The following is a 17487-nucleotide window of genomic DNA, read 5'->3' as shown; positions in this document are numbered from 1 at the left end:
TCCCGTGATCGACTTCCGTTATCACCTCGTCTCGCTGATCTCCGTGTTCCTCGCCCTCGCGGTGGGGATCGTGCTGGGAGCGGGGCCGCTGCGCGACACCCTCGGGGACCAGCTCTCCGGGCAGGTCGAGCAGCTCCGCACCGAGCAGGACACCCTGCGCGGCCAGGTCGACGAGCTCGAGGCGAGCAACGACCAGCTCGCCTCGTTCATCAGCGGCGTGGGACCCCAGATCGTCTCCGGCGCCCTCGCCGGCCAGGACGTCGCCGTCATCACCGACGACGACTCCACCCGCAGCTCCGTCTCGGCGCTCGGCACGCTGCTCGAGGACGCGGGCGCCGGGACCACCTCCCCGGTCGCTCTCGGCGCGACGCTCTGGGACCCCGCCGAGGGCGACGCCCGGGACGAGGCCGTCGCGGACGTCGAGGAGATCGCCCCCGGAGCGCTGATCAGCCAGGGGACGGACGACGCCACCGCGCCGACCTCCTCGGAGCAGCTCGCGACCCTCGTGGTCACCCTGCTCTCCGCCGACGACCCCGCGGGGCTCACCGACTCGCAGCGCGAGCAGCTCTGGCAGGTGCTCCAGGACCACCAGCTGGTGACCCTCGCCGACGGCGTCCCCGGCACGGTCGACGCCGTCGTCTACGCGAGCGCGGACCCGGCCGAGTTCACCGTCGAGGCGGACGACGAGACCACCGCGACCGAGCGCGCCCAGGGGCAGCTCGCCGCGCAGTCGGCCCTGCTCGCCCGGCTGGTCGAGGACGGCGTCCCGGCAGTCGTCGCCGCCGTCACCCCCGCGAACGATGCCTCCACCGGCATCCTCCGCACCGTGCGCGGTGACTCCCGCTTCACGACGCTCTCGACGACCGACCGGCTCCAGGAGGCCGACGGTCCCGTCCTCGCCGTCCTCGCGCTCGTCGAGCAGACCCGCGGCGGATCCGGCGCCTACGGCACCACGACAGACGCGGACGCCCGCCTCCCGCAGCTCCCGGAGACGCAGGGGATCGGCACGGACACCGGCGCCTCCGACGGCGGGGGTGAGGGATGACCGGGGGACCGCTCCGCGCGGAGCTCGAGCGCACGAACTACGCGGGCCGCACCGTGACCCTCGCCGAGGGCGCGGCCGTCGTCGGTGCGACGACCCTGCTCTCCCTCCGCGCCGGCCGCGCGGACGCCCTCGTGATCGGCGCCATCGGGGCGCTCGGCCTCGCCGACGACCTCATCGAGCCGCGACGTCGCCGCGCCGGGCTGTCCGTCGAGAAGGGCCTGCGCGGCCATCTCGGGGCGCTGCGCCGCGGGCGCCTCACCACGGGCGCCGCGAAGGCGATCGGCATCCCCGTGGTCGCCGGCATCGGGGCGCTGCTCGCACCGGGGCCTCGCCGGCCGGTGGGGCTGATCGTCGACGCGGGCATCGCCGCGGGATCCGCGAACCTCGTCAACCTGCTCGACCTCCGCCCGGGGCGGGCGCTCAAGGTGGTGCTCCCCGCCGCCGCGCTGCTGGCGGCCGTGCCCGCTCGCGACGGCGCGGAGCGGGATGACCGCGAGCGCAGCGGCGCCGCGCTGGCCCTCGCCGCGCTGCTGCCGGGGCTCACCGCGCTGCCGGCGGACCTGGGGGAGCGCGGCATGCTCGGCGACGCCGGGGCCAACGCCCTCGGCGCCGCCACGGGGGCCGCCGCCGCCCGCCGCCTGCCCGCGCCCGCGCGCGTGGCCCTGCTCGCCGGCATCGTGGCCCTCACCGCGGCGAGCGAGAAGGTCAGCTTCAGCGCGGTCATCGATCGCACGGCGACGCTGCGCCGGATCGACCGCTGGGGGCGCCGCCCGCTGCCCGGCGACGAGGGGACCCGATGAGCGCCGCCCCTGCGCCGCACGCGGCCGAGCCCGCGAGGGACGTCGGGCCCGGTGCAGCGTCCCTCGGCCGGACCGTGCTGCGCGGCGCGGGGATCATCCTCGTGGTCACCCTCGCCGCGCGCGTCGCCGGATTCGTGCGCTACCTCGTCTTCGGGGCGAGCGTCGGCGCCGGGGACGTGGGCACCGCGTACTCGACCGCGAACCTCCTGCCCAATGTGCTCTTCGAGGTCGTCGCGGGCGGCGCGCTCGCCGCCGTCGTCGTGCCGCTCGTCGCGGGGCTGGTCCCCGAGCGCGACCGTCCGGCCGCCGCGGAGGTCGGCACCGTCGCCGCGGAGCGGGCCGACGGCGCCCGCCGCGCGGACGCCATCATCTCCGCGCTGCTGGGATGGGCGCTGCTGCTGACCGTCCCGGTCGCCGTCGTCGTCTCCCTGCTGGCGACCCCGATCGCGGGGTACCTGCTCGCGGCCGACGGCACCGGCGCCTCCGGGGTGGCGCTCGGGGCACGCCTGCTGCGGATCTTCTCGGTGCAGCTCCCGCTGTACGCCGTCGCCGTGGTGCTCGGCGCCTACCTGCAGGCGCGCCGGCGGTTCTTCTGGCCGGCGATGATGCCGCTCATCTCCTCGCTCGTGGTGATGGGCGCCTACCGGGTCTACGCGCTGCTGGTCCCCGCCGTGGCGACCTCCACCACGATCTCCTCGGGCGCCGCCGCCTGGCTCGGCTGGGGGACGACGGCCGGCGTCGCCGCGATGGCCGTCCCCGTCGCCGTGGCCGCCCGCCGCTCGGGCCTGCGACTGCGCCCCACGCTGCGCATGCCCGAGGGGACCGGTCGTCGCGCCCTGCGGCTCGGGGCCGCCGGTCTCGGGGCCGTGGGCGCCCAGCAGGCCGTCATCGCACTCGTGATGGTGCTGGCGATGCGCGCCGGCGGCACAGGCACGCTGCCGGTCTTCCAGTACGCCCAGGCGCTGTACCTGCTGCCCTTCGCGATCCTCGTGGTGCCGCTGGTCACCGCCGGGTTCCCGCAGCTGTCCGAGCTGCGCCTGGTGGGGGACACGATCGGCTTCGCCCGCGCCACGACCGCCGGGCTCCGCTCCGTCATCGCGGCCTCGGTGCTCGGCGCGGCGGCCCTCATCGCCGCCGCACCCGCGCTCGAGCAGTTCTTCCGGCTCGTGGACCGCGCCGGCGCGGGCGGCGTCGGCTCCGCGACGGCCGCCCTCGCCCTGGGACTGCCCGGCTTCGCCGTGGCGACCCAGTGCACCCGCGTGCTCTCGGCCGCGCTGCGCGCCCGCGACGCGCTCCTCGTGGGCTCCGCGGGCTGGGTGGTCGCGGCGCTCCTCATCGTGATCCTCGTGCTGCCCTCCCCGGGGCGCACGAGCGCCATGGCCGCCACGGCCTTCGGCCTCGCGATCGCCGGCGGCATGGCGCTCTCCGCCCTCGTGGGGCTGGGGCGGGTGAGCGACCTCGTCGCCCCCGGCGGCCAGATCCCGCAGCTGCGCCGCATGGCGATCGTGGCGCCGCTCGCGATGGTCGTCGCCTCGGTGCCGGGCCTCCTCGTCGCCAAGGTGCTCGTGACCGCGAGCACCGGGACGCTCGGCGCGGTCGCGTCGGGGGTTCTCGCCGCGCTGGTCTCCGCCCTGATCGCGGCCCCGCTGCTCGCCCTGGGGGATCCGCTGCTCGCCCGTTCCGTGATGCGCCGCCTGCGACGTCGCGGCGACGGCGCGCGCGAGGCCGGGACGTCGGCCACGGGGGCAGGGCCGGGGGAGCGCACCGACGAGGACACCTCCGCATGAGCCTCCGGGTGCTGCTCGTGCGCCCACGGGCGAGCGGCGGGCTCGCCGCGCACGTGGACCAGGAGCACGCTGCGCTCGAGGAGGCCGGCGCCGAGGCCCACGCCTCGGCGGCGGTGATCGGCGAGCGCCCCTCCCCGCGCGCCGACGGCGCTGCGCTGCGCGTGCTGCGCCGCGAGATGACCGCACTGCGCGCGGCAGGACCGTTCGCCGTGCACGCGCACGGACTGCGGGCCGGCGCCCTCGCGGCGCTCGCCGTGCGGACCCTGGGACCTGCTCGCGGTGCGGCACCGGTGCGGCTCGTCGTGACCCTGCACAACCGCACCGTCGGCGGCACGGCCGTCCGCGCCATGGGGGCGGTGCTGCTGCGGATCCTCACGAGCCGCGCCGACGTCGTCCTGGCGGTCTCCCCGGATCTCGCCGAGCAGGCCGCCCGCGCCGGGGCGCGGAAGGTGCTGCACGCCGTCGTCCCGGCTCCCGCCGTTCCCGCAGGCACGTCGGGTTCCACCGATCCCGTCGATCGGGCCGGTCCTGATGATCCCGCCGGCGCCGACCGGCCGCTCGACGTGCTCGTCATCGCCCGCCTCGCCCCGCAGAAGGGGCTCCCGGACCTCCTGGACGCCGTCGCAGCCATCGAGCGGGACCCCGGCACCCGGGGCCGGGTGCGCGTCGGGATCGCCGGCGACGGGCCGCTGCGGCAGGCGCTCGCCGAGCGGATCGCCGCGGAGCGCCTGCCGGTCGAGCTGCTGGGACGCCGGGACGACGTCCCCGCGCTGCTCGCCCGTGCGGACCTCGTGGTCTCCGCGGCGCGCTGGGAGGGGCAGCCGGTCGCGCTCCAGGAGGCCCTCCGCGCCGGCCGCGCGATCATCGCGACGGATGCGGGCGGGACCCGCTGGGTGACGCAGGAGGCCGCGACACTCGTGCCCGTGCGCGACGCTCCGGCCCTCGCATCTGCGATCCTGGAGCATCTCGACCCGGCGGTCCGCCGCCACCGGGAGCAGGCCTCGCGGCAGCGGGCCCGCTCCCTCCCCGGAGCACGTGACATGACCGACCAGCTCCTCGACGTCCTGGCCCCCCGCGATCCCCGATGGTAGGTTGACAGTCCGTGGCAGATACCAGCGTGAACACCCCCCGAACCGGTACCGGACCGATCCCCAGGATCGGCCAGAGCGCCTCGACGAAGCCGTTCCGGAATCCCGGCACCTCCAAGCACATCTTCGTGACCGGGGGTGTCGTCTCCAGCCTCGGGAAGGGCCTGACGGCCTCCTCGCTCGGCATGCTCCTGCGCTCCCGCGGCCTCGCGGTGAAGATGCAGAAGCTCGACCCGTACCTCAACGTGGACCCGGGCACCATGAACCCGTTCCAGCACGGCGAGGTCTTCGTGACCGAGGACGGCGCCGAGACCGATCTCGACATCGGCCACTACGAGCGCTTCCTCGACGAGAACCTCGGCGCGAACGCGAACGTGACCACGGGCCAGGTCTACTCGAACGTCATCGCCAAGGAGCGGCGCGGCGAGTACCTCGGCGACACCGTCCAGGTCATCCCGCACATCACCAATGCGATCAAGGAGTCGATGCGCGCGCAGGCCGGTGAGGGCGTGGACGTCATCATCACCGAGATCGGCGGCACCGTCGGCGACATCGAGTCCCAGCCGTTCCTCGAGGCCGCCCGCCAGGTGCGCCAGGACCTGGGCCGCGAGAACGTGTTCTTCGTGCACGTCTCGCTCGTGCCGTTCATCGGCCCCTCCCAGGAGCTGAAGACCAAGCCCACCCAGCACTCGGTCGCCGCGCTGCGCTCGATCGGCATCCAGCCCGACGCGATCGTGCTGCGCGCGGACCGCCAGCTGCCGACCTCGGTCAAGGCGAAGATCTCCTCCATGTGCGACGTCGACATCGACGCGGTCGTCACCTGCGCGGACGCCCCCTCGATCTACGACATCCCCCACGTCATCCACGACGAGGGCCTGGACGCCTACGCGATCCGCCGTCTCGACCTGCTCAGCCACGACGTGGACTGGTCGCAGTGGGACTCCCTGCTCCAGCGCGTCCACCACCCCCTGCACACCGTCGAGGTGGCGCTCGTGGGGAAGTACGTCGACCTCCCCGACGCCTACCTCTCGGTGACCGAGGCCGTCCGCGCGGGCGGCTTCCACCACAGCGCCAAGGTCGCGATCCGCTGGGTCGAGTCCGACTCCTGCGCGACCGCCGAGGGCGCCGCCGCGGCGCTCAAGGGCGTCGACGCGATCGTCGTCCCCGGCGGGTTCGGCGTGCGCGGCGTCGACGGGAAGGTCGGCGCCCTGCGCCACGCCCGCACCCACGGCATCCCCGCACTGGGCCTGTGCCTGGGCATGCAGTGCATGGTCATCGAGTACGCCCGCACGGAGCTCGGCTGGGCCGACGCCCACTCCTCCGAGTTCGACCCGACGACCGCCCACCCGGTCATCGCGACGATGGCGGAGCAGCAGGACATCGTCTCCGGCGAGGGCGACCTGGGCGGCACGATGCGCCTGGGCTCCTATGACCACCAGCTCACCGAGGGCTCGCTCGCGGCGACCGTCTACGGGTCCACCCGGGTCGCCGAGCGCCACCGCCACCGCTACGAGGTCAACAACGGCTTCCGCGAGGAGATCGAGAAGGCCGGCCTGCGGATCTCCGGCGTCTCCGCGGACCGCTCGCTCGTGGAGTTCGTGGAGCTGCCCGTCGAGGAGCACCCGTACTACATCGGCACCCAGGCCCACCCGGAGCTGAAGTCCCGTCCCACCACGGCGCACCCGCTGTTCGCGGGTCTCGTCGGCGCGGCGATCGACGCCCAGAAGGCCACCCGTCTGCTCGAGGTCGACCCGGTCGAGGCGGACCCGGTCGTCGGGATCGACGACGCCGCGGCGGACGCCGAGGATGCCTGACCAGCACGAGGGGCAGGTCCCGCAGGAGCTGCGGGACCTGCCCGCTCCCCGACCCGTCGCCGAGCGCACTCTGGTGCACCACGGCATGGTCTGGGACCTGGTGCGCGACACGATCGACTTCGCACCGGGCGTCCGCTTCGACCGCGAGTACGTGTGGCACACCGGTGCCGTCGCCGTGCTCGCGGTGGACGACGCCGACCGGGTGCTCATGATCCGCCAGTACCGCCACCCCGTGGGCCACGAGCTCTGGGAGATCCCGGCCGGTCTGCTCGACCTCGACGGCGAGGCACCGCATCTGGCGGCCGCCCGCGAGCTCGCCGAGGAGACCGGCACCGAGCCGCTGTCCCTCTCCACCCTGGTGGACCTGCGTCCCAGCCCCGGCGGGAACGACGAGGTCATCCGGGTCTACCTCGCCGACGGCGTCCGGTCGAGCGAGCAGGAGTACGAGCGCACCCACGAGGAGGCGGAGATCGTCACGCGCTGGGTGCCGCTCGCGGAGGCGGTCACCGCCGTGCTCGAGGGCCGCATCACGAACGGCACGACCGTCTCGGCGCTGCTCGCGCTGCAGGCGGCCCGGACGACGGGCACCGCCCTCCGCCCGGCCGACGCCCCCTTCATGGAGCGCCCCGGGCGGTGAGCCCGGGCGGGCTCAGGCCTGCTCGACGAGCGCCCCTCGGATCACCGGCGCGGCCAGCTCGACCTGCCACGGCCTCGCCCCGAGGGCGAGCAGCTCCTCCTGGACCTGGGCGACGTCGCCCGGGGTATCGTGCTCCCAGGTCCAGGTGCGCAGCACGCCCGGCTGGAGGAGGTTCTCGGTGGGCACCTGCAGCTCCTCCGCCCGCTCGCCGACGGCCGTGCGCAGCAGCTGGTACCGCTCCCAGACCTCGGGGTACTTCTTCGACCACAGCTTGTGGGGCGGGGGGTAGGACGCCTCGGAGCGGTCGGGCAGGTGCGCGGCGGGGAGGTCGAGGCCCGAGCGGGCCGCCTTCCACCAGGTGTCCTTCTTGCGCAGCGGCGCGGGCAGCGAGCGGTCGAAGGCCTCACGGCCGCGTGGGGACTCCTTGGCCGCCGCGACGATGTCGCGGTCCTTGATGACCCGGTGCGGGGAGAGGTCCTCGCGGGAGGCGATCTCGTCGCGACGCTCCCACATCGCGCGCGCTGCCGCGAGCTGCCTGGTCGATCGCAGCCCGCCGATGCCGTGCAGTCCCCGCCAGCTCGAGGAGCGGGTGGGGCCCTGCTCCCGGGTCGCCTCGTGGGCGAACTCCTCGCGGGCCCACTGCTCCTTGCCCGCCTCGCGCAGGCGCGCCGCGAGCACGTCCCGCACCTCGACGAGGACCTCGACGTCGAGCGCCGCGTAGACGAGCCAGCTCTCCGGGAGCGGACGCTTGGACCAGTCCGCGGCGGAGTGCTCCTTGGCCAGCGAGAGACCGAGGGTGTCCTCGACGACCGCGCCGAGGCCCACACGCTCCATGCCCAGCAGGCGGGCGGCGAGCTCGGTGTCGAAGAGGGAGCCGGGACGCAGGCCCAGCTCGGCGAGGCTCGGGAGGTCCTGGCCCGCCGCGTGGAGGACCCATTCGCGCTCCGCGAGGAGCATGGGGAGTGTCGAGGGCATCGTGAAGGCGAGCGGGTCGATGAGCGCGGTGCCCGCGGCCTCGGTGCGCAGCTGGACGAGATAGGCGCGCGAGCTGTAGCGGTAGCTCGAGGCGCGCTCGGCGTCCACCGCGACGGGCTCGTCGGGGGCGCTCGCCGCGGCCTCGCACCAGGCGAGGAGCGGCTGGATCCGGTCGATGACGGGCACGAGGCCGTCCCGCGGCGCGGTGAGCGGGGTCGGGGCGGGGCGCTCGGCGTCCTCGGCCGCGGGGTCCGGGGTGGTCTGGTCGCGGACGGGACCGGTCATCATTCTCCTGGGGAGGGGGCAGTGCTGGGGGAGCCCGGGGAGCGGGGTGCGCGCGCCCGGTGGCTCGGGGCGATCGGGGCGACGCGCGCCGGGGCGGGCGGCAGGCCCCCCGCGGCGGCGAGCATCGCGGTCCAGGCGTCGAAGTGCGGGGCGAGGTCCTCGCCGGCCGGGGTCCACGAGACACGCATCTCGACGTCGACCGTCGAGGGGCGCGAGGCGAGGGAGCCGTAGGACTGCGAGACCACGCGGGTCGCCGTGCAGCCCAGCTCGCGGGACTCGGCCTCGTGCAGCTCGAGGGACTCGGTGACCCAGGACCAGGCGACGTCGCCGAGCATCGACTCGATCGCGAACTCGGGCTCGAGCTGCGCCTGCACCAGCGCGACCATGCGCACTGTGCCGTCCCAGGCCTCCTGGCCCTCGGGGTCGTGGAGGATGACCAGGCGCCCGCTCGCGAGCTCCTCGTCGTGGACCACGATCTCCGCGGTCGCCGCCCACGCGGAGGGCGCCATGCGGGAGGGGGCGGGGATCTCCCGCCATTCCAGCTCGGGGCGCAGCGCGGTGGCGGTCATCGCCGCGACGGCGGAGCGGAAGGCGTCGTCGCCGGGACGGAATCGATGCACGGACACGCGTGGGAGCGTATCCGGACGCACCGGGCGCACGGCGCAGGCGCGCCGCCCGCCGGGGAACCGGCTCCCGCGGTCCTGCTCGCGGTCACGGGAGCGGCGCCGGGCCCGGCCGCGGAGGCGAGGTCCCGGCACCGATCCGGCTCAGGCGCCGGCGGCGTCGTCGGAGTGGACGAGGCTCACCGAGTTGATGCAGTACCGCTCGTCCGTCGGGGTGGGGAAGCCCTCGCCCTCGAAGACGTGGCCCAGGTGCGAGCCGCAGCGGGCGCAGCGGACCTCGACGCGTCGCATGCCCAGCGACGTGTCCTCGAGGAGCTCGACGGCGTCGGAGTCCGCGGGGGCGTAGAAGGCGGGCCATCCGCAGTGCGCGTCGAACTGGGTCTCGGCGGTGAACAGCTCGGCGCCGCAGGCGCGGCAGGCGTAGGTGCCGGCCTCGCGGACCTCCTCGTACTCGCCCGTGAAGGGGCGCTCCGTGGCGCCCTCGCGCAGCACCTGGTACGCGGCGGGGTCGAGGCGCTCGCGCCACTCCTCCTGGCTGATGGCCACGGGATAGGGACGGGATCCGATGGGCTGATGGGACACGGGGTCCTCCGATCTGCGGGAGCGGTCGCGGCGGGCGGTGGGAGCGCCGTGGGGCGGCTCCGGGGGAGCGGGACCGGCCGTGCGCACGAGGTCGAGGACGTGCAGGTCGGGGCCGATCGCTCCCAGCGGGCGCCCTGACTCGATCCTAGGCCGATGTCTAGACTGCTGGGCATGAGCCGCGACACCTCCGGGACCACCCTCCGCCACCGTGAGCAGGCCCCCCAGGAGCACCGCACCTCCCTGCTCCCGCACATCCGCTGGGCGGACGCCGCGGTCGTCGGAGGGATCGGCGCCGCCGGGGCCTTCGCCCTCAGCGCCGGGCTGCTCGCCCTCGGCGCGCGGGTCATGGCGCGGCTCCCGCTCGTGCCCCAGATGGGGATCCGCCAGCGGCCCGATCTCGCGGTCCGCGCCGTCTTCCCGGACCGCGTCCACCTCGACGAGTCCTCGGAGTCGCGCCGGGCCGGGTACCTCGCCCTGCGCCAGGGCGGGGGCGGCGTGCACCTCCGGCTGGGCCCCGTGGAGGGACGCCCGACGCCGCGCACCGTCGCCCGTCCCGTGCTCGCGCGGGACACGGACGCCCCGCTCCAGGTCGCGCGCACCAACGTCAACGGCTTCTTCTGGGCGGGCACCCCGTGGACGGCCCACGGCCTGCCCACCGAGGACGTCCAGGTCGACTCGCCGGTGGGGTACATGCCGGCGTGGCTGGTGCGGCCGGACGAGGCGGCGGGCTCCGCCCCGGGCAACGCCGACACCTGGGCGATCTTCGTGCACGGCCACGGCTCGACCCGCGGCGAGTCGCTGCGCAGCATCCCGCTCCTGCACCGCCTGGGGCTCACGACGCTCGCGATCACCTACCGCAACGACGCCGGCGGCCCGGCCTCCGCCGACAGCATGTACCACCTCGGCTCGGACGAGTGGGAGGACACCGAGGCGGCGATCGAGTACGCGCTCGCGAACGGTGCCCGGCGCATCGTGCTCATGGGCTTCTCGATGGGCGGCGGCATCGTCCTGCGCACCTCCGTGCGCTCCGCGCACCGCGAGGCGATCGCGGCGCTCGTGCTCGACTCCCCGGCCGTGGACTGGCAGGACATCCTCATCTACCACGCGACGGCGCTCAAGGCCCCGCGGCCCATGCGCAGGCTCGCGCTGTGGATGATGACCTCGAACCGGGGCGCGCGCATCGTGCGTCTCCACGAGCCGCTCGCGCTCGCCGAGATGACCCCCGACTTCTACGGCCGCACCCTGCGCCATCCCACGCTGCTCTTCCACGCGCTGGACGACGCGACGGTGCCGCCCGCCCCCAGCCGCCGGCTCGCCGCGCTGCTCCCGGACCTCGTGCGCTTCGAGCCCTTCGAGGGCGCGTCCCACACCCGCGAGTGGAACCGGGACCCCGGCCGCTGGGAGCGGATCCTCGCCGAGTTCCTCGTGGACACGCTCGATCTCGGGGTCGACGTCGGCGCGCTCGAGCTCCCGCTGCGGGACCCCGCCTCGCCGCCGCTGCCGCAGTCGGTCGGCACGCGGGTCTGAGCGGACCCGGGAGACCGGGGAGCGCTCAATCCCGTCGCCGCCAGCGCGGGATCATCGCCTCCTCGCCGAGCAGCAGCGAGTCCAGCGTCCAGCGCTGATCGCGGGGCGCCCCGTCGATCACGTGCGGCGAGCTCCCTCCCACCGTGCGCGCCGTGACCGAGAAGCACAGCTCGTCGAGCCGTCCCGCGGCGGCGAGCGTGCCCAGGGTGCCGGGGCCGCCCTCCGCCTGGATCGCGAGGAGCCCGCGCCCGGCGAGGACGTCGAGCGCCTCGACCGCGCCGGCGGCGGGGAGCACCTGCTCGGCCGGCAGCCCCGACCTCTCCCGGGCGGCGTCGAGGCCCGTCGGCGGGGTGAGGAGCAGCAGCGGCCAGTGCTCGTCCAGACCGTCCGGCAGCTCACCGGTCGTGGAGAGCACGGCGAGCACGGGGGTGCGCGCACCGCCCGGTCGATGACCCCCGCCGGTGAGGTGCGCGTCCTCGGCCGGGTGCGTGTAGTCCTCGGCCCGCACGGTTCCCGCGCCCACGAGCACGACGTCCGCGAGGGCGCGCAGCACGCCGAAGACGAGCGAGTCGTCGGGATTGCGCAGCGGGCCGCTCGTGCCGTCGGCCCCGGTCACGGAGCCGTCGATCGTCGTGTTCATCATGGCGCGCATGCTCGTGCGGCCGGTTGGCGGCGCGTACAGCTCGGCGAGCGCGCGCGCCCCGGCGGCGTCGTCGTCGATCCGGAGGGGGCGGGGGAGGAGGGCGCCGTCGCGCCGGACCAGCTGCAGGGAGCTCATGCCCCGATCATCCCGCACCTCGCCGTGGACCGGGACAGGTCCCGCGCGCCCCTACACTGGCCCGCGTGACCGCTGCCCTCGCCGACCGCCGCCCCGAGCCCACCCTGGACCGCCTCCTCGCGGACCTGGTGCCGCCGCCCCGGTTCGCGCAGGCGCGTCTGGAGACCTATCGCCCGGACCCCGAGCACCCCTCCCAGCAGCAGGCCAAGGAGCGGATCACGGCGTTCGCCGCGGCGCTCTCCCGCCCGCGGAAGGCCGGCCTGCTCTCTCGGCTGCGCCGCCAGAGCGCCGAGGCGCGCGGCATCTACCTCGACGGCGGCTTCGGCGTGGGCAAGACCCACCTGCTGACGTCCCTCTTCCACGCGGTGCCCGGCGAGCGGGTCTACGGGACCTTCGTGGAGTACACGGATCTCGTGGGGGCGCTCGGCTTCCAGCGGGCCGTGGACCTGCTGGGCGAGAGCGTCCTCGTGTGCATCGACGAGTTCGAGCTCGACGACCCCGGCGACACGCTGCTCATGACCCGCCTGATCCGTGAGCTCTCCGACCGGGGCGTCGCGGTCGCGGCGACCTCGAACACCCTGCCGGAGGCGCTCGGCGAGGGACGCTTCGCGGCCCAGGACTTCCTGCGCGAGATCCGCTCCATGTCCGAGCGCTTCGACGTCCTGCGCATCGACGGCGAGGACTACCGGCGCCGGGACGGGATCCGCGAGATCGCGGCGCTCCCGGCCGATCGGGTGCGCGAGCACGCCGCGGCCCGGGAGGGCGCGACCCTCGACTCCTTCGACGACCTGCTCGACCACCTCGCGACCCTGCACCCCTCCCGCTACGGCGCCCTCATCGACGAGGTGACCGCGGCGCACGTGACCGGGCTGCACGTGCTCAGCCATCACCACCATGCGCTGCGCTTCGTCGTCCTCGTGGACCGGCTCTACGACCGGGAGGTGCCGATGCTGCTCTCCGCGGAGGACGACGCCGGCGTGGTGCCGACCCTGTTCACCGAGGAGCTGCTGCGCAGCGGCTACCGCAAGAAGTACTACCGCTCGCTCTCGCGGCTCGCCTCGCTCGCCCACGACGGGCTCGCCCTCGCCGAGGAGCCCGCGGCGCGCTGAGCCGGGCCAGGGCCCCGGGGTGCCGGCGGTTCAGGCGGTGCGCACCACGAGGACGCCCGGGCCGTCGAGCCCCGTCCCCTCGGTGCCGTCGGCCCCTCCGGCGTCGGCCCCGTCGGCCTCACGGAGCGGCTCGCCGAAGCGGGCGAGCACCTCACCGGGGACCGGGAGGGCCGCGCGGCCCTCACCCCGGTGGGCGAGCACGGCGACGTCGCCGCGGCGCAGGAGCACGGTCTCCTCGGCGAGCACCTCGACGCTCGTCGCCCGCAGATCGGGGTCGCGCAGGGCGGGCAGGTCGCGGCGCAGGCCGATCAGCGTGCGGTACCACGCGAGCATCCGCGCGTGCTCGTCCCGGGAGCGCTCCTCCCAGCGCAGGATCGAGGCGGTGAAGGTGGCGCGGTCCTGCGGGTCGGGGACCTCCTCCGCCCAGCCCATCCGCGAGAACTCCTCGGTGCGGCCCGCGGTGACGAGGCGGCCCAGCTCCTCGTCGTGGTCGGTGACGTAGGCGAAGGGGGTCGAGGCGGCCCACTCCTCACCCTGGAACAGCATCGGGGTGCCCGGTCCCAGGAGGATCAGCGCGGCCGCCGCGGCATGCCGCCGCGGGTCCAGGCCGTGGTGGATGCGGTCCCCGGCGGCGCGGTTGCCCACCTGGTCGTGGTCCTGGAGGAAGGTGACGAAGGAGCGGGCGTCGTAGTCCGCCGAGGCCGGGTCGACGGGGGCGCCCCAGTCCTGCCCGCGGAAGCTCGAGTAGCCGCCGGCATGGAGGAACACCCGCGTCAGGACCGTCGCGAGCACCTCGGCGGAGCCGAAGTCCCCGTAGTAGCCCTCCCGCTCCCCGGTGATCCAGGCGTGGACGCCGTGGTGGACGTCGTCCGCCCACTGCATGTCCATGCCGAGGCCGCCGCGCGCGACCGGGCTCACGGTCGCCGGGTCGTTGCGGTCGGACTCGGCGACCAGGAGCAGGGGACGGCCGACCTCGCGCTCCCAGCCCTCCACGGCGCGCGCGAGCTCGGCGAGGAAGGGGAGCGCGGAGTCGTCGTGCAGCTCGTGCACGGCGTCCAGCCGCAGTCCGTCCAGGCCCATCCCCACGAGCCACTGGTGGGCGGCGCCGATCAGGAACGCCCGGACCTCCGGCGACCCCGGCTGGTCGAGGTTCACGGCCTCGCCCCAGGGCGTGTGGTGGCGGTCGGTGAAGTAGGGGCCCTGCAGGCCGAGGTAGTTGCCGGCGGGCCCCAGGTGGTTGAACACCACGTCGAGCAGCACGGCGATCCCGCGCCGGTGCGCGGCGGCGACGAAGCGGGCGAGGGCCTCGGGACCCCCGTACGCGGCGTGCACGGCGTAGAGCCCCACGCCGTCGTAGCCCCAGCCGCGGTCCCCGGGGAAGGCCGCGAGCGGCATGAGCTCGACCGCGTCCACCCCGAGCTCCACGAGCTCGTCCAGACGGTCGATCGCGGAGTCCAGGGTGCCGCCGCGGCCGTCCGGTCCGGGGGTGAAGGTCCCCACGTGCAGCTCGTACAGGACGCGTCCCCGCAGCGGGCGACCCTCCCAGGGGGAGCCCTCCGCGGCGAGGGTGCCGAGCGCGGCGAGGTCGACGACCTCGCTCTCGCCGTGGACGCCGTCGGGCTGGGACAGCGAGCGCGGATCGGGGATCCAGGGTCCGTCCCCGTCCAGCCGGAAGGCGTAGCGCTCGCCGGGGCGGGCGGGGGAGTCCGGCAGCGTGTGCCAGCCCCGCTCGTCCCGTCGCAGGGAGCAGACCTCGCCGTCGCGGCGGATCTCGACGTGCTCGGCCGACGGCGCCCAGATCGCGTGCCCCCCGGCGAGATCGTGGGAGACGGGCGGCGGCGTGCGGGTCATCGTCCCGCCCCCTCCGCCTCGCGGACCAGCAGGGCGACGGGCAGCTCCTCGAGCAGCTCCCGCAGCGGCACGAGTCCGCCGTCCATCGACCGCCCGCTGAGCAGATCCCGCCAGCGGCCCTCGGGCAGGGAGAGCCGCGCATCGCCCCAGCCGCCGCGCTGGGCGAGACCGTGCGCGAGACGGGTGGCGACCGTGACCGCCTCGAGGGGCCCCTCGTCGACGCCCCGGCCGAAGGCGACGGCGTGGGAGGTGGTGGTCGGCAGCGGACGGTAGGCGGCATGGCGGCCGGCGAAGAGCTCCGGCCGCTCCCGGCGCAGGCCCAGCGCGCGGTGCGTGAGCCAGAGCTTCTCGTCACCCACGCCGTCGGCGCCGGCGCCCTCGATCATCCGCTCGAGCCGCGCCGCATGGGCCGCGTGGTCGACGGGACGGCGGTTGTCGGGATCCACGAGGGACAGGTCCACGGTCTCGTTGCCCTGGTAGACGTCCGGCACGCCCGGCATCGTGAGCTGGACGAGCTTCTGGCCCAGGATCGCGGCCCGCTGGGCGGGGAGGGTCCGGCGGGTCCAGTCGGAGAGGATCGCGTCCACCTCGGGGGAGGCGAGCGCCGCCCGCGCGAGGTCCTGGACCTCCTGCTCGTAGGCCGGATCCGGCTCGGTCCAGCTGGTGCGGGTCTTCGCCTCGCGCATCGCCTTCTCGAGATAGCCGGCGAGGCGCTCCTCGGTGATCCGCGGGGCATCCGCCCCGGGCAGGTCCCAGCACGCCGCGAGCACCTGCCACAGCAGCAGCGCGATCGCGCCGTCCACCCGGTCGCCGCGGGATCCGGCGGTCGCCTGCTCGAGCGCCTGCACCGTCACCGCCCAGTCGAGCGGCGCCTCCGTGAGCACCGCGAGCCGGGCGCGGACGTCCTCGCTGCGCTTCGTGTCATGGGTGGACAGCGTGGTCATGGAGTCCGGGCGGGTGCGGACCATCATCAGGGCGTGGTCGTGGAGGTCGTCCGGCTCCACCCCGATTCGGTCCGGGTCCGCACCGACCTCCGTGACGGGCAGGAAGCGCGGATAGCGGTAGAAGGCGGTGTCCTCGTGGGCCTTCGCGTGGACGGGCCCGCAGGTCTGCGCGAAGCGCACCACCACCTCGGCGCGGTCGGCGCTCGCCGTGCGTCCTGCGCTGCCCACCTCGTCGCCGCACACCAGGGCGACGACCAGCTCGAGCGCCGCGACGACGTCCTCGTCCTCCCCGAGCGCGATCCGGGCGCGCGCGGCGGCGTGCTCGATCACGGCCCGCTCGGCGCCCGGCGCGGGCTCCCCGGGCACGATGTACGCGCGGTAGCGGTCCATCGAGCCCAGCAGCGCGACGACGACCTTCTGGAGGTTGCGCCGGGTCGTGTCGCGCAGGCGGATGTCCTCCTGGCAGATCCGGTGGATGAGGGAGGTGAGCCGCTCGATCTCCGCCCACAGGCTCGTGGACACGACGAGCCGGGTCGACTCCTCCGCGACCTGGTCGAAGCTGCGCTGGTCGCCGGTCATCCGCTGCCAGAGCTGGGTGAGCCCGAGCGCGCCGCGCGGGTCGTGGAACAGCCCGCCCACCCGCCGCAGGGCGTCGTAGCCCGTCGTCCCGTCGCACGGCATGTCCCCGGGCAGGGTCTCCTCGCCCTCGAGGATCTTCTCCACGACGGTCCAGGCGGCCCCGCTCGCCGCCTCGAGGTCCCGCAGGTACCCACGGGGGTCCGCGAGGCCGTCGGGGTGGTCGATGCGGTAGCCGTCGATCACGCCCTCGCCCTGCAGCCGCAGCAGCGTCGCGTGCGTGGCCTCGAAGACCTCGGGCAGCTCGACCCGGATCGCTGCGAGGGTGTCCACGTCGAAGAAGCGGCGGTAGTTCAGCTCGTCGTCCGCGACCTTCCAGTACGCGAGGCGGTACCACTGGCGCTCGAGGAGATCGGCGAGGCCCAGGTGCTCGGTGCCCGCCGCGAGCGGCAGGACGTGGTCGACGTAGCGCAGCACCTGCTCCTCGCGGGCGCTGCCGTCGCCCTGGGGGATCATCGCGGTCCCGACGGAGAGCTCGCCGTCGGCGAGCACGGAGCCGATGGGCCGCCCGAGCACGGGCACGAGGATCCCCTGCCCGGCGGGGTCGAGGTCGAACCAGTCGGCGAAGGGGGAGGCGGGGCCGTCCCGCAGCACGGACCACAGGGCGTGGTTGTGCCAGATCGGCGTCGGGATCGCCATGTGGTTCGGGACCACGTCGACGATCAGCCCCATCCCGTGGTCGTGGGCGGCGGCCGCGAGCCGGCGCAGCGCCTCCTCCCCGCCGATCTCCTCCGAGACGCGACGGTGGTCGACGACGTCGTAGCCGTGCATCGACCCGGGGGCGGCCTGCAGCACGGGGGAGCAGAACACGTGGCCCACCCCGAGCCGCGCGAGATAGGGCACGAGCGCGGCGGCGTCGTCGGCCGTGAACCCCGCGTGCAGCTGCAGGCGGTAGGTCGAGGTGGGCGGTGCCGGACGGTCCACGGCGGGGACGGCTCCGGTGCGATGGGCGGTGGTCACGATGTGCCTCCCGGGGATCGATGGTCCGGCGGCTCCCCGGCCCGGT

At 75.2% G+C, this 17487-nt stretch carries 14 protein-coding genes; 8 read left to right on the top strand and 6 right to left on the bottom strand.

Annotation, left to right across the window (positions count from 1 at the left end):
* Nucleotides 1–4: 4 nt before the first annotated feature.
* From NLU66_RS13185 to NLU66_RS13160, 6 genes are all read left to right on the top strand, one after another.
* Nucleotides 5–1045: a copper transporter gene (locus NLU66_RS13185; RefSeq protein ID WP_259360109.1), complete on the top strand. Its 1041-nt coding sequence runs from the start codon at nt 5–7 to the stop codon at nt 1043–1045.
* Nucleotides 1042–1845: a hypothetical protein gene (locus NLU66_RS13180; protein ID WP_259360108.1), complete on the top strand. Its 804-nt coding sequence runs from the start codon at nt 1042–1044 to the stop codon at nt 1843–1845. The genes NLU66_RS13185 and NLU66_RS13180 overlap by 4 nt, the downstream gene beginning before the upstream one ends.
* Nucleotides 1842–3632, top strand: a complete 1791-nt coding sequence (murJ, locus tag NLU66_RS13175; RefSeq protein ID WP_259360107.1) for a murein biosynthesis integral membrane protein MurJ — start codon at nt 1842–1844, stop codon at nt 3630–3632. The genes NLU66_RS13180 and murJ overlap by 4 nt, the downstream gene beginning before the upstream one ends.
* Complete coding sequence (locus NLU66_RS13170; RefSeq protein WP_259360106.1) at nt 3629–4723, top strand: glycosyltransferase; 1095 nt, start codon at nt 3629–3631, stop codon at nt 4721–4723. Before murJ ends, NLU66_RS13170 begins: the two co-directional genes overlap by 4 nt.
* Before the next feature lie 65 nt (nt 4724–4788).
* Nucleotides 4789–6534: a CTP synthase gene (locus NLU66_RS13165; protein WP_259362594.1), complete on the top strand. Its 1746-nt coding sequence runs from the start codon at nt 4789–4791 to the stop codon at nt 6532–6534.
* Nucleotides 6527–7171: an NUDIX domain-containing protein gene (locus NLU66_RS13160; RefSeq protein ID WP_259360105.1), complete on the top strand. Its 645-nt coding sequence runs from the start codon at nt 6527–6529 to the stop codon at nt 7169–7171. Before NLU66_RS13165 ends, NLU66_RS13160 begins: the two co-directional genes overlap by 8 nt.
* Nucleotides 7172–7183: 12 nt before the next feature.
* Here NLU66_RS13160 and NLU66_RS13155 read toward each other — a convergent pair whose 3' ends face one another.
* From NLU66_RS13155 to msrB, 3 genes are all read right to left on the bottom strand, one after another.
* Nucleotides 7184–8431 carry an HRDC domain-containing protein gene (locus tag NLU66_RS13155; RefSeq protein ID WP_259360104.1) on the bottom strand — a complete coding sequence of 416 codons (1248 nt, stop codon included), beginning with the start codon at nt 8429–8431 and terminating at the stop codon, nt 7184–7186.
* On the bottom strand, nt 8431–9057 hold the full coding sequence (locus tag NLU66_RS13150; protein ID WP_259360103.1) for a DUF3000 domain-containing protein: 627 nt from the start codon (nt 9055–9057) through the stop codon (nt 8431–8433). The genes NLU66_RS13155 and NLU66_RS13150 overlap by 1 nt, the downstream gene beginning before the upstream one ends.
* 141 nt (nt 9058–9198) lie before the next feature.
* A complete protein-coding gene (gene msrB / locus NLU66_RS13145; protein ID WP_259360102.1) occupies nt 9199–9636 on the bottom strand; it encodes a peptide-methionine (R)-S-oxide reductase MsrB in 438 nt (145 codons plus the stop codon).
* A 171-nt stretch (nt 9637–9807) separates the two neighbouring features.
* Here msrB and NLU66_RS13140 point away from each other — a divergent pair, with 171 nt between their 5' ends.
* On the top strand, nt 9808–11163 hold the full coding sequence (locus tag NLU66_RS13140) for an alpha/beta hydrolase family protein (RefSeq protein ID WP_259360101.1): 1356 nt from the start codon (nt 9808–9810) through the stop codon (nt 11161–11163).
* A 25-nt stretch (nt 11164–11188) separates the two neighbouring features.
* On the opposite strand, the gene NLU66_RS13135 is transcribed toward NLU66_RS13140, so the two are convergent.
* Entirely contained in the window at nt 11189–11941 is a 753-nt protein-coding gene (locus NLU66_RS13135) for a dihydrofolate reductase family protein (RefSeq protein WP_259360100.1), read from the bottom strand.
* A 65-nt stretch (nt 11942–12006) separates the two neighbouring features.
* On the opposite strand from NLU66_RS13135, the gene zapE reads away from it, so the two are divergent.
* Entirely contained in the window at nt 12007–13050 is a 1044-nt protein-coding gene (gene zapE / locus NLU66_RS13130; RefSeq protein ID WP_259360099.1) for a cell division protein ZapE, read from the top strand.
* A gap of 30 nt (nt 13051–13080) precedes the next feature.
* On the opposite strand, the gene treZ is transcribed toward zapE, so the two are convergent.
* The gene (treZ, locus tag NLU66_RS13125; RefSeq protein ID WP_259360098.1) at nt 13081–14901 is read right to left on the bottom strand and encodes a malto-oligosyltrehalose trehalohydrolase; all 1821 of its coding nucleotides are present in this window, start codon (nt 14899–14901) and stop codon (nt 13081–13083) included.
* A complete protein-coding gene (gene treY / locus NLU66_RS13120) occupies nt 14898–17441 on the bottom strand; it encodes a malto-oligosyltrehalose synthase (protein ID WP_259360097.1) in 2544 nt (847 codons plus the stop codon). Before treY ends, treZ begins: the two co-directional genes overlap by 4 nt.
* Nucleotides 17442–17487 lie beyond the last annotated feature (46 nt).

Source organism: Brachybacterium sp. NBEC-018, from assembly GCF_024860185.1.
Classification (GTDB): domain Bacteria; phylum Actinomycetota; class Actinomycetes; order Actinomycetales; family Dermabacteraceae; genus Brachybacterium; species Brachybacterium rhamnosum.
The sequence above is the reverse complement of the archived record's forward strand: the minus strand, read 5'-3'. Positions and strand labels throughout refer to the sequence as shown.

What these genes read in the sequence shown, in the direction of transcription:
- murJ (WP_259360107.1), top strand. Translation starts at nt 1,842, where the DNA reads ATGAGCGCCGCCCCTGCGCCGCACGCGGCCGAGCCCGCGAGGGACGTC.
- NLU66_RS13180 (WP_259360108.1), top strand. Translation starts at nt 1,042, where the DNA reads ATGACCGGGGGACCGCTCCGCGCGGAGCTCGAGCGCACGAACTACGCG.
- NLU66_RS13140 (WP_259360101.1), top strand. Translation starts at nt 9,808, where the DNA reads ATGAGCCGCGACACCTCCGGGACCACCCTCCGCCACCGTGAGCAGGCC.
- NLU66_RS13170 (WP_259360106.1), top strand. Translation starts at nt 3,629, where the DNA reads ATGAGCCTCCGGGTGCTGCTCGTGCGCCCACGGGCGAGCGGCGGGCTC.
- NLU66_RS13160 (WP_259360105.1), top strand. Translation starts at nt 6,527, where the DNA reads ATGCCTGACCAGCACGAGGGGCAGGTCCCGCAGGAGCTGCGGGACCTG.
- NLU66_RS13135 (WP_259360100.1), bottom strand. Translation starts at nt 11,941, where the DNA reads ATGAGCTCCCTGCAGCTGGTCCGGCGCGACGGCGCCCTCCTCCCCCGC.
- NLU66_RS13155 (WP_259360104.1), bottom strand. Translation starts at nt 8,431, where the DNA reads ATGACCGGTCCCGTCCGCGACCAGACCACCCCGGACCCCGCGGCCGAG.
- treZ (WP_259360098.1), bottom strand. Translation starts at nt 14,901, where the DNA reads ATGACCCGCACGCCGCCGCCCGTCTCCCACGATCTCGCCGGGGGGCAC.